We start from the raw sequence: 11,713 nt of genomic DNA, 5'->3' as shown, positions 1-11,713 counted from the left end.
GTTTTTTTTTTTTTTTTTTTTTGGTTGTGGCGTGCTGGGTCCGTGGGGCGGCGGGGTGCGGGGGCCCCCCCCCCGCCACCTTGCCGACCCAGCCCGTCACCGTCGCAATCAGATGCCGGCCGGGTTCGGACAGGAACTGCGCCGGGATCGCGGCGGCATAGCCGGCGATCGCCAGCACGACGACATGCGGCAGGGGCGCCATGCCCGTCGGCAGCATCCCCTGCACCCCGGCGGCGGCGGCGACCGACAGGCCGGTCACGATATGCAAGCGGGCGAGATCACGCACGCGCACCGCCGTCCCCCGCGCCGCCAGCCAGAAGAGAATCGGCGTACGCGCCAACTCTCCGAAGAAACACGCCTTGGCCATGCCGACCGCCCCCCAGGGCAGACCGATCAGAAAGCCGATCACGACGGTGGCGGACGCGAACAGCCCCCAGTTCATGATCAGCTTCGACCGATTGCTCGACATCATCAGCCAGGGCACCGTCTCATTGATCAGCAGCAACACGGATGCGGCCGAAAGCCAGCTGAAGATCGGGCCGGCCGCCTGCCACTTGTCGCCGAGCAATACGCGCACCGCCGCGTCCGACCCGATCGAGGCCGCCACGACGCCGGGTATGGCGCACGTCACCACCCCCTGCACGAAGACCAGATAGGCCCGCCGGTAACGCTGCGGCTCCTCGCGCGTGCGGGCCAGCACCGGCAGGATGATCCGCGACAGCGGGGCGGTGAAATTCTGGAGCGGCGCGGACATCAGGCGAAAGGCACGATCGTAAAAGCCCAGCGTCGTCGCCCCCCAGAAGCGCGCGAGCAGCACCTTGTCGATGTTGCGCGTGATGAACAGCGCAAAGCCGTAAACCGAAATGCCGCCACCGAATCGGACCATCGGCGCGATGCTGGCCCATTGAAAGGTCAGGCGCGGCCGCCACCGCTCCAGATACAGGAAGGACAGGGTATTGACGATGGTCGACGTGATCGCCCCGACCAGCAACGCCCAATAGGATCGCAGGATCAGCGCGGCCGTCACGGTGAAGACGAACATCGTCGCGCTGCTGACGATATCGGCGACATTTTGCGCCTGAAACCGCATCTGGCGATTGAGAAGCGCATTATAAAGCGGATTGGGGGCGGTGGCGATGACCAGCAGACCCGACGCCGCGACCAGAATTCCGGCCTGCGTATTCCCATAGAACAGACTGACCAGTGGCCCCGCCGCCACCAGCGCAATCGCCAGCACGAGGCACAGGCCGATGTTCAGCCAGAATAGCGACGACAGCTGGACGTCGGACACCTCGTCGGATTGCACCACGGCGTGATCGAAGCCGACATTCTGGAACAAAAACGCAAATCCGGTGACCGGCGCCGCCATCGCATAGATGCCGTAATCGGCGGGCGACAGGATGCGCGACACCACGATCACCGATCCGATGGTCGCGGCGACGCGAAACATCTGGGCGACAAGGGTCGTCACCGCGCCGCCCATCACCTTGCGACGATATCCGTCCTGCTTTTCCACGTATTGCCCCCGAATTCCCTTTCCTCGCTCTAGCCTTGCGGCAGGCCGGGCGCCACGCAGGCATGAGTGTCAGCGTGAGACAGTTTACCGGCGACTTTATCTCGCGGCCGCGACCTGGAGGGGCCCGTAAAGGCGGCAATGGCCGACGTCGAAGTGTCGCACGGCGACGCCGGGCGTCAGACTTTGGGACGGCTCCGGCGTCATCGGCCCTGTTCGCCTGTCCCCGTGCCGTTCAGGGCGCGGGCGTCAGGGGGGACGATGATGACGATGCTGGCCGACGTGCTGCTTTTCGTGGGATTGCTGGTGCTGATGCCGGCCGTGCTGCTGTTCGTCGCGGAAATCCTGTCGGGGCTGCGCGCGCCGATCGCCACGCCGCCCGGAAACGCACCCGCCTTCACCGTCCTGATCCCCGCGCATGACGAAGCGGGCGTGATCGTGCCCAAGCTGCGGTCGATCGCGGGTCAGTTGCGCGATGGCGACCGGATGCTGGTGATCGCCGACAATTGCTCCGACGACACTGCCGCCATCGCCGCCGTACATGGTGCGGACGCGACCGAACGGCACGATCCGGTCCGCCGGGGCAAGGGCTATGCGCTGGCGCACGGGCTGGCCCATGCCGCGCGCTGGGGCCACGCCGTGACCATCATCGTCGACGCCGACTGTTTGTTGTCGCCGGGCGCGCTTCGCCATCTGGCCGCCGCCGCCGCAGGCTCCGGTCGGCCGGTGCAGGGCGACTATCGCTTGGAGGCCGCGCCCGGCGGATCGCGGGCTAGCCGGTTCAGCGCCTTCGCCATCCGTATCAAGAACTATGTCCGACTGCTGGGCGGCAAGCGGCTCGGTGTGCCTTGCGTCCTCACCGGCAGCGGTATGGCCTTTCCCACCGCGCTGCTGTCACGGGTCGAACTGGGATCGGGGGAGATCGTCGAGGATCTGCTGCTGGCGGTCGATCTGACGCTCCACGGGGCGGCGCCGCGCTTCTGTCCCGAGGCGCGGATCACCAGTCCGCTGCCCGCCACGCGTGAGGCCGCCGAGGCGCAGCGCGCACGGTGGGAGGGCGGCTATCTGTCGATCATGCGTCGCTATGCGCTGCGCCTCGCGGGCACCGGATTGCGACGTGGCGATGCGCGCGTGCTCGCCCTCGCGCTCGATCTGGCGATCCCCCCACTCAGCCTGCTGATCGCGGGCCAAGGCGCGCTGCTGATCCTCACCGCATTCTGGGCGCTGCTGTCAGGTCATGCCGTGCCCTTCGCCGTCGCGGTCGTGCAGATGGCGCTGATGATCGGCGCGATCGCGCTGGCGTGGCATCGTTATGGCCGCGACCTGCTGAGTGCGGGCGATCTGGCGCGGCTACCGCTCAGTGTGCTCGCCAAGCTCGGTTTCTATCGCCGCATCCTGCGCGCGCCGCAACGCGGCTGGGTCCGTACCGAGCGCGGCGCGGAAATGAAGGGGCGCGAATGATGACCACCACCGATTTCCTCGGCTTCCGCTTCGAACGCGGCGACCGTGAGGCGCTGTTCGACCGCATGGTCGGCATGGGAGCGCGGCCGTTCGGCTATGTCGTCACCCCCAATGTCGATCTGGTCAACCGTGCCGCACGCGAGCCCAAGGTCCGCGCGCTCTATGATGGCGCGGCGGCCCATCTGTGCGACAGCAAGGTCCTGACCCTGATGGCCAAGGCCAAGGGCGTCGCGCTCGACTGCTATCCCGGCTCCGACATGGTCGCCGACCTGATGGCGCGCGGCGGCGCGGGGCGGCGGGTCGCCATCGTCGGCCCGAGCGCCGACGACTGGCGCGCTCTGGCCGATCGCTATCCGGGCGTGGCGCTCCATCATATCCCCTCACCCGCCGTCATGACGCCGGGCTCGACCGAGTGGCAGAGCTGCGTCACCCGCGCCGCCGCCGCGCCCTGGGACATACTCCTCATCTGCCTGGGCTCGCCCAAGCAGGAGCGGTTCGCGCAAAGCGTCGGCGCGCTTCGCCAGGCACCGGGTGTCGCCTGGTGCGTCGGCGCGTCGATCGACTTCCTGACCGGGCGGCAGGTCCGCGCGCCGCGCTGGGTGCGCGCGTGCAACCTGGAATGGCTGCACCGGCTGGCCAGCAATCCGGGCCGGCTATGGCGACGCTATCTGGTCGAGGGGCCGCAGATCATCCGCCTGCTCCTGCGCTGACCATGCCCTTGGGCGCGGCGGACAGGCGACGGATCAGATCGACCTCGGCCTGGCGATAGGGTGTGCCATCGGCCCGGAACACCTCGTGGAACCAGATGGTCGGCTCTTCCAAGACATAGGGCTTTTTCCAGCTGTCCCAGGGCAGCCGCGTCTGCGTCTTGCCGTCGACAAAGCCCCAGTTCATCATCGCCACATTGTACCGTTTGGCGATCGGCAGCGACCCGTCAAAGGTCGATCCGTTGCCGCGCGCCATATATTCGGTGCACAGGATCGGCCGGTTATAGGGGAGCAGCTGGTGCACCCGCCGCTCGAACGTCTCGGGCCAGCTATAGTCGTGAAACGAGATCACGTCCGACTGGCCGAGCTGTAGTTTCTCCATCGCCGAGTTGCGCCCGCCCGGCGTCCAGTCATCGCCCTGCCACACGCCCGAGGTCAGCGGCTGCGACGGATCGGCGGCGCGCGCCCAGTCGAACACCTGCGCCAGCAGTGCGCGGACCAGCGGCTCCTCGCCCTCCTGCCCCTTATACTGGTCGGCGCCGTTATCCGGCTCGTTCCAGACGTCCCAGCCCAGCACGCGCGGATCGTCCTTGAACGCGCCGATCACCCCCTGCACATAGGCGCGGTAGCGCGGCCAGCCGGCCCGGTCGCGCAGGCCCGCCATGCCCGGCCCCTGCACCCAGCCCGAATTATGGACGCCGGGGATCGGCGGATGCTGCGGCCCCAATTTAGGATCGGGGTCCCAGCAACTGTCGAACAGGACGAACAGCGGGCGGATGCCATGCGCCTTGGCCATCGTCAGAAAGGCGTCGATCCGCTGCTTGAACCCGTCAGGGTCCTGCGCCCAAAGCTGGTCGTGCAGGAAGACCCGCATCGTGTTCATGCCGATGCCCTGCGCCAGCCCCAGTTCGTAATCGATCCGCTTGGGGTCCCAGGTCGCGGCCTGCCACATCTCCAGCTGGTTGATCGCCGAGGCGGGCGTATAATTCGCGCCCACCAGCCAGGGCTGCGCCGCATACCAGGCCTTGGCCTCAGCCTCACTCCAGCGGGCACGCGCCTGCACCGGCGCGGCGACGAACAGGCTGGCGACGGCGGCCCCCAGCAGCAATGCGATCCTCATCCATCCTCTCCCGCTTCGCCCCGCCGTCGTGCCCGCGACAGGGTCGTTTACTGAAGGCTAGGCCGATTTGCGGCATTGTTACAGGCTTTTATCTGACTAATATACAGATATAGAATTTCGTCATCCGGCCAGTGTCCGGCATCATGTCGGACGAAAACAAAACCCGCCGGGGGCATCGGGAGGACAGGATGCGGATACATCACGCCATCATCGCGGCCGGCTTGGGGCTGGCCGTCGCCGCCTCGGGCATCGCCCGCAACCCGCAATTCCAGGGGGCCGATCCGCACGCGATGGTGATCGGCGACGAGCTATGGGTGTTTCCCACCGGCGGCCCGGGCGGCAGCTGGGAGGCGGACCGGTTCGGCGCCTTCTCCTCGCGCGACCTGAAGACATGGCGGCCGCGCGGCGAGCTGATCCGGCGCGACCAGATCAGGTGGATCAAGGATGACGGCGCGCGCGACCATTTCCTCTGGGCACCCGGCGTCGCGACGCGCGGCGGCAAGTGGTTTCTCTATTATTCGGTCGGTCCGCAGAACCCGACGCCCAGCCGCATCGGCGTCGCCGTCGCCGACCGGCCGGAGGGGCCGTATCGCGACAGCGGCCGCCCGCTGATCACCGGCGGCAACGGGTTCGAGGCGATCGATCCGATGGTCTTCACCGATCCGCGCAGCGACCGCAGCTATCTTTATGCCGGCGGCAGCGCGGGCGCACGCCTGCGCGTCTGGGAACTCGAACCCGACATGGTGACCATCGCGCGCGAGGTCCGCGTCGACCAGCCGCCGCATTTCACCGAAGGCGCCTTCCTGCACGAACGCAACGGCGTCTATTACCTGTCGTATAGCCATGGCCGGTGGAACGGTCCCGACTATTCGGTCCATTATGCCACCGCCCCCTCACCCACCGGCCCGTGGCGCTATCGGGGCGCGATCCTGACCAGCGACGCGCGGCATCAGGGGCCGGGCCATCACAGTTTTGTCCGCATGCCGGACGGCAAGTGGCTGATCGTCTATCACCGCTGGGATCGCCGCCCCGGCCCCGCCCCCTTCCAGGGCGAGCGACAGGTGGCGATCGACCGCGTCACCTATGCCCCGGACGGCACGATCCGCCCCATCCGCATGACCGACGCCGACGCGCCGGTGCTGGGGTCGCGATGATGCGCGCGCGCCTGTCGCTCGCCGTCCTGTGCACGCTGGCCTCCACCGGCGCCATGGCCGCCACCAGTCATAGCTGGGGCAAGCCCGGCGCGACGCGCGACGCGTTCGAGAGCGGCAGTCGCGACTGCATGCTCCAGGCCGCCCGGCGCGACGTCAGCGGCGACAAGCCGACCGAGAAATATCTGCGCGGCTTCGAGGCGTTGGAGCGCGAGAACAACATGCCGCCGATGCCAGCCATCCCCGGCGACGATCAGAACTTCGTGCGCAGCGAGCGGCAGGTGCTGCTGCGCCGCATGTATCGTCCCGACCAGCATGTCGACACGCTGCAAGGCCAATTGCAGGCGGAGGTCGACCGATGCCTGATCGCCGCCGGCTATGTCCGCTTCACGCTGACGCCAGCGCAGGAGCGGACCCTGCGGCGCCTGCGGCCGGGGTCGGAGGCGCGCAAGGCGTATCTCTACACGCTGGGCAGCGACAGCCGGATCGTCGAGGCGCAGAAGGTGATGGAGCCATAAACATCCTCCCCGATACGGGGGGGTGGCAGGGCGAAGCCCTGACGGAGGGGGGCCTCCGCAAAGAACGTCCTCAACCGCACGCCCCCACCAGCTTCGCTGGTCCCCCTCTCCTTGCAGGGAAGGAGTTGCCCCATCCTCACCACCGCTGGTCCCAACCCAGCGTGAAGGTCCGCCCCCGCCCGGCGAAGAAGGCGAAATTGTCGTCGGGCAACCGCGTGTCGCTGTTATAGTCGATATACTGCCGATCGAAGATGTTCTGCGCGCTGAGGTAGAAGCCGCCGATCCGCGTCTGATAACGGACCGAGGCGTCGGTCACCGTATAGCCGCCGAAACTGTTGCGCGGATCGGGCCGCGCCTTGCCGCGGAAATTGCGCGCGAAATACATCTGCGTCTGCACCCGCGCCGTGACCGGACCGGAAGCAAGGTCGGCCGCCACGTTCATCCGGTCGGGCGAGATGTTGGTGCCGTCCAGATCGGTGTCGACGATCCCATCGGGCGCGCGCGTATCGCTGTCATAACGGCCGATCAGATGCGCATAGCCGGTCGACAGCCGCAGCCCCTCGATCGGGAGGCGCACGCCGAGGTTGAGTTCGAGCCCCTGAATCTCCACCCGCTGCCGCTGCACTTGGAAAATGCCGTTGCCCAGTGCCAGCAGCACCTGACCGTTGTTGCTGGTCGACCAGAAATAGGTCGCGCCCGCGTCCAGCGGCCCGCGCTTCACCTCGACGCCGATCTCGCGATTGTTGGAGATGACCGGATCGATCGCGCGGAAATTGCCGAGGTCGGTGCCCGGCGTGCCGACCGCGCGGGTGATCCGGCCGATATCGGCCATGGTGAAGCCCTCGGCATAGCTGGCATAGGCGCGGATGCCCGCCACCGGCTCGACGATGACACCGCCGTTGAGCAGCAGTCGGTCGAAGCCCGGCGTGCCGCCCTTGACGCTGACGCCGCCATAGGTCGCCGGATTGCGCCCGTCATAGGTGGTGGAGGCGAGTGTGCGATAGTCCGCGATACGCACCTTCACATTCTCCCACCGCACGCCGCCGGCAAGCCGGAGGCCGCCGTCGAACAGCTTCAGATTGGCCTGTGCGAAGGGTGCCAGGCTCTGGAAATCGGCGGGCGGCACCCAGACGCGATCGGTGATGATCAGTCTCTGCTCCGACTTGTCCCACAGCGCGTCGAAACCGATCGTGGCGACCAGCGCCTCGAACCCCGGCACGGCCCGCTCGTAGCTGGCACGCGCGCCCCATTTGCGCGAGCGGTTCTCCGACTGGTCGAGCAATGTGCCGACCGGCGCGATGGCCGGGTCCTGGAAGGTCGCGATCGCGTTCGGCTCGCCGCCGAACGTGTCATAGGTGCGGTTGACGAAGACCTGCGCGACCAGATTGCCGCCCGCCACATCGCTGTCGGTATAGGATAGCGACGCCGCCTCGGCACGATTGGCCGCCGGGATGCCCGGCGGATCGCCGCGCACCGCGCTGGTTGGCAGGCCGGTGCGGCGATTGCCCGCCAGCGGCACGAACCGCCCCTCGCCATCCAGCTGGAATCGGTTGAGGATCAGGTCGAGCCGGCCCGTATCGCGAAGCTGCGCGCCCAGCCGGGCGAACAGGTCATAAGCGCGCGAATCCTGCGTCTCCCCTTGCGTCAGGTTGATACCGATGCGCCGGTCTTGCGCATCGTAGAAGACGCCGCGCCGTTCATAGGAGCCGCCGATCGTCGCATCGAAAATGCCCGCCTTGTACTGGACCAGCCCGGCGACCTTGCCGCCCAGCGAGTCCGACTCGAACCCGTCCGCCGCCGTCACCTGCGCCAGCGTACGCCCCGACCAGCCCTCGGTTCGCGGCGGGGCGACCGTCACCTGATTGACGATACCGCCGGTGCCGCCCACGCCCTGCAGCGCGTTCGATCCATAGATCAGTTCGACCCGGTCGATGAAGAAACCGTCGATGGTGAAGCCGTCCCGGCTGCCGTCGCGCAGCGGCGTCGTCTGCGGGATGCCGTTGATCGCATAGAGCGGCGAGCGACCGCGCAACGTCTCGCCCGCGCCCGACAATTTGCCGCGCGTCGGCGAGAAACTGGGCGTCAGCACCGCGACCGCATCGGTGACGCTGCCCGAAATCGCGATCTGCTGGTCGAGCGCGGCCTTGTCGATGATGTCGATGGTCAGCGGCAGGGCGTTGGGCGGCAGGATGGTGCGCGCCGCGGTGACGACCACCTCCTCCTCCGTCTTGTCCGCAGGCTCGCTGCTTTGTGCCTGCGCGACGGGCGACAATATCGCCAGCCCCAGCATCGTCCCGCTCAGCCATCCCGCGCGAGCCATGCTCCGCGATACGCCCAAACCCCGCTTCGTCATTCTACCCCCGTAACCATTGACGTTACCGACGCGGCCTACTAACGCGAGTGATTATCAATAACAAGGGCATGCCCCGTGCTTTCCACGCGGAACATCCTGTTTCAGATCCACTGGTTCCTGGGCATCACCGCCGGGCTGGTCCTGGCCGTCATGGGCGTCACCGGCGCGCTGATCAGCTTCGAGGGCGAGATTCTGGCCGCGATCAATCCGGGCGTGGTCACCGTCACGCCCGGCAAGACGCCGCCCCTGCCCACGCCCGTGCTGATCGAACGGATCACCGCGCAGGTGCCGGGCATCCGCATCGGACGGCTGATCGTCGACAGCGACCCGCAGCGTGCCGCCACCGTCACCTATTCGGTCGACAAGGGTAGGAAGGCCGGGAAGAAGGGTAAGGGCGGAGAGCGGCAGCGCCGCTTCGTCGATCCCGCCACCGGCCGGATCCTGGGTGAAGCGCGCGGCGAGGGCTTTTTCGAGACGGTCGAGAATCTCCATCGCTGGCTGGCATTGCCCGGCCATGGCAATGGCATCGGTCGGCAGCTCACCGGCTTTGCCGCACTGTCGCTGATCTTCTTCGCGCTGTCGGGCCTTTATCTACGCTGGCCGCGCCGGCCGCTCGACTGGCGCAACTGGCTGGTGCTCGACCTGCGCAAGACCGGGCGCAATCTCTACCGCGCGCTGCATGCGGTCATCGGCGGCTGGGTGCTGGTCTTCTACCTGATCAGCGCTGGCACCGGACTATGGTGGTCCTATGGCTGGTACCGCGACGGGGTCAAATATCTGTTGGGTGCCGAGCGCGCGGCGGTGCACGGGCCGAAGGGCAAGCCGGGCAAGGATGCCCCGCCCGCCGACCTTCCGCTCGCCTGGGCCAGCTTCGCCAGGGCGACCGCCGGCCGATCCTACGAGCAGGTGACCGCCACCGTCCGCGACGGCACGGTCCAGTTCCGCGCGAAGCTGCCCGGCGGCCGGCATGACCGCGTGTCCGACGAACTCAGCATCGACGGCGCGACCGGCAAGGTCGTCACCGACCAGCGCTATGCCGCACGTCCGCTGGGCCAGGACATCGTGACCAGCGTCTATGAGATCCATCGCGGCGCCTATTTCGGGCTGATCGGGCGCATCCTGATGACGCTGGCCAGCCTGACCATGCCCTTGTTCACCATCACCGGCTTCCTCCTCTATTTCGCGCGGCGGCGCCGCAAGGCAGCGCTGGGCGAGGTGCTGGCCGAGGCCCCGCCAACGACGGCGTCGACGGAAAACGCCACCACGCTGGTCGCCTATGCCAGCCAGACCGGCACCGCCGAGCGGATCGCGCGCCTGACCGCGCAGGTGCTGCCCGACGCCGCCGCCGTGCCGATCACCGAACTGGATGCCGACCGACTGGTCAAAATCCGCCAGCTGTTCGTGGTCGCCAGCACCTATGGCGAGGGCGAGCCGCCCGACAGCGCGCGCGGCTTCGCCCGAACGATGGCCGATGCGCCGCCCGCCCTGCCCGACCTGCGCTATGCCGTGCTGGCGTTGGGTGACCGCGAATATCAGGATTTCTGCGCCTTCGGCCATCAGATCGATCGCTGGCTGCATGCGGGCGGGGCCGAGCGGCTGTTCGATGCGATCGAGCTGGACGGCGACGATGCCGATGCGCAGCGGCTGTGGCAGCAGCAGCTCGCCAGCCTGGGCGGCCGCACCGATCAGCCCGACTGGGCACCCGCCCCGATGCGCGACTGGCGCCTGGTCGAGCGGCGCCTGCTCAATCCGGGCAGCAGCGGCGGACCGACCTGGCACATCGCGCTGGAACCCGCCGATGGCCATGCCGACTGGGCGGCGGGCGACATATTGGAGATCCTGCCGAAGCAGGACGAGCGCCGCGTCACCGCCTTTCTGGACGCAACCGGATTGCCCGATACGTCGGCGCTGCGCGAACGGCTGCGGACATCGATCCTGCCGGGCGATGCCGGGCCGGGCTTCGATCCCGACACGCTGCGTCCGCTGGCGCACCGCGAATATTCGATCGCCTCGCTCGGGGTCGGCGGCCGCGCCGAGTTGATCGTCCGGCTATGCGAGGCGGAGGACGGCCTGCCCGGTCTCGGGTCGGGCTGGCTGTGCGAGGGCGCACCGCTCGGTTCGATCGTTTGCGGCCGGGTCCATGCCAATCCTGCCTTCCATTCGCCCGCCGATGCCGCGACACCGATCGTGCTGATCGGCAACGGCACCGGGTTGGCGGGGCTGCTCGGCCATCTGCGCCAGCGCGCCGCGACCGGTGGCGGGCCGGCCTGGCTGTTTTGGGGCGAGCGGCACCCGGATGCGGACGATTACCATGCCGCCGAACGCCGGGCCTATGCCGAAGCGCGGGTGCTGACGGGCGGCGCGACCGCCTGGTCCCGCCTCGGCACCGGTCCGCGCTATGTGCAAGATGCCGTTGCGGAGGCGGCGGAGGCGATCCGCGATGCCGTGGCCGGGGGTGCGATCCTCTATGTTTGTGGCAGCCTGAAGGGCATGGCGGGCGATGTGCACCGCACGCTGACCGGCATATTGGGCGATGACCAGCTGGAGGAGATGGCGGCGACCGGCCGCTACCGCCGCGACATTTATTGACGGCTGGAAGCGCGATGACATCGTATCGAGGCAACGTGAGCCCCTCCCCTTCAGGGGATCGTTGCAAAAGTCGCGCGACGGTGATTCATGGTTGCAGGCGGGGGACGTTTGCGATGGATCAGGGTAGCTTGGTGGATGGTCTGGTGTCGCCGCGCTTGGGTCGCAATGTCCGGCTGGAGCGTTTGGCGCGGGAAGTGGACTGGGCTGATCTGGGTTCGCTTTTGTCGCCGCTGCGTGCCGAGCGTGGCGGGCGTCCGCCCTTTGCGGCCCTGATGATGGTCAAGGCGTTGGTGCTGCAGCG

Annotated in this window: 9 protein-coding genes; 6 read left to right on the top strand and 3 right to left on the bottom strand. The window is 67.9% G+C overall.

Going from position 1 to position 11,713, the window contains the following annotated elements; translation table 11 throughout:
• On the bottom strand, positions 1-1,516 hold a 1,516-nt coding region (locus tag ACQKJZ_RS15025; protein WP_427731976.1), incomplete at its 3' end, for a lipopolysaccharide biosynthesis protein.
• Positions 1,517-1,774: 258 nt separating this feature from the next.
• Here ACQKJZ_RS15025 and ACQKJZ_RS15020 point away from each other — a divergent pair.
• Positions 1,775-2,974: a glycosyltransferase family 2 protein gene (locus tag ACQKJZ_RS15020; RefSeq protein WP_427731974.1), complete on the top strand. Its 1,200-nt coding sequence runs from the start codon at positions 1,775-1,777 to the stop codon at positions 2,972-2,974.
• The gene (locus ACQKJZ_RS15015; protein WP_427731972.1) at positions 2,971-3,684 is read left to right on the top strand and encodes a WecB/TagA/CpsF family glycosyltransferase; all 714 of its coding nucleotides are present in this window, start codon (positions 2,971-2,973) and stop codon (positions 3,682-3,684) included. Before ACQKJZ_RS15020 ends, ACQKJZ_RS15015 begins: the two co-directional genes overlap by 4 nt.
• Here the strand turns inward: ACQKJZ_RS15015 and ACQKJZ_RS15010 are convergent.
• On the bottom strand, positions 3,662-4,801 hold the full coding sequence (locus ACQKJZ_RS15010) for a glycoside hydrolase 5 family protein (RefSeq protein WP_427731970.1): 1,140 nt from the start codon (positions 4,799-4,801) through the stop codon (positions 3,662-3,664). The genes ACQKJZ_RS15015 and ACQKJZ_RS15010 overlap by 23 nt on opposite strands.
• A 188-nt stretch (positions 4,802-4,989) precedes the next feature.
• Here ACQKJZ_RS15010 and ACQKJZ_RS15005 point away from each other — a divergent pair, with 188 nt between their 5' ends.
• Positions 4,990-5,955 carry a family 43 glycosylhydrolase gene (locus ACQKJZ_RS15005; protein ID WP_427731968.1) on the top strand — a complete coding sequence of 322 codons (966 nt, stop codon included), beginning with the start codon at positions 4,990-4,992 and terminating at the stop codon, positions 5,953-5,955.
• Positions 5,952-6,470, top strand: coding sequence for a hypothetical protein (locus ACQKJZ_RS15000; RefSeq protein ID WP_427731966.1), 519 nt, complete (start codon positions 5,952-5,954; stop codon positions 6,468-6,470). Before ACQKJZ_RS15005 ends, ACQKJZ_RS15000 begins: the two co-directional genes overlap by 4 nt.
• A gap of 136 nt (positions 6,471-6,606) precedes the next feature.
• Here ACQKJZ_RS15000 and ACQKJZ_RS14995 read toward each other — a convergent pair whose 3' ends face one another.
• Positions 6,607-8,790 (bottom strand): TonB-dependent receptor, encoded by a 2,184-nt coding sequence (locus ACQKJZ_RS14995; RefSeq protein ID WP_427731964.1) that lies wholly within the window; start codon positions 8,788-8,790, stop codon positions 6,607-6,609.
• A 108-nt stretch (positions 8,791-8,898) separates the two neighbouring features.
• On the opposite strand from ACQKJZ_RS14995, the gene ACQKJZ_RS14990 reads away from it, so the two are divergent.
• The gene (locus tag ACQKJZ_RS14990) at positions 8,899-11,412 is read left to right on the top strand and encodes a PepSY domain-containing protein (RefSeq protein WP_427731962.1); all 2,514 of its coding nucleotides are present in this window, start codon (positions 8,899-8,901) and stop codon (positions 11,410-11,412) included.
• 113 nt (positions 11,413-11,525) lie between these two features.
• Positions 11,526-11,713 (top strand): hypothetical protein (locus tag ACQKJZ_RS14985; protein ID WP_427731382.1); only part of this gene is annotated, 188 nt, incomplete at its 3' end.

Source organism: Sphingomonas sp. NPDC019816 (genome assembly GCF_050274375.1).
Classification (GTDB): Bacteria; Pseudomonadota; Alphaproteobacteria; order Sphingomonadales; family Sphingomonadaceae; genus Sphingomonas.
This window is presented reverse-complemented; position numbering and strand designations above follow the sequence as displayed.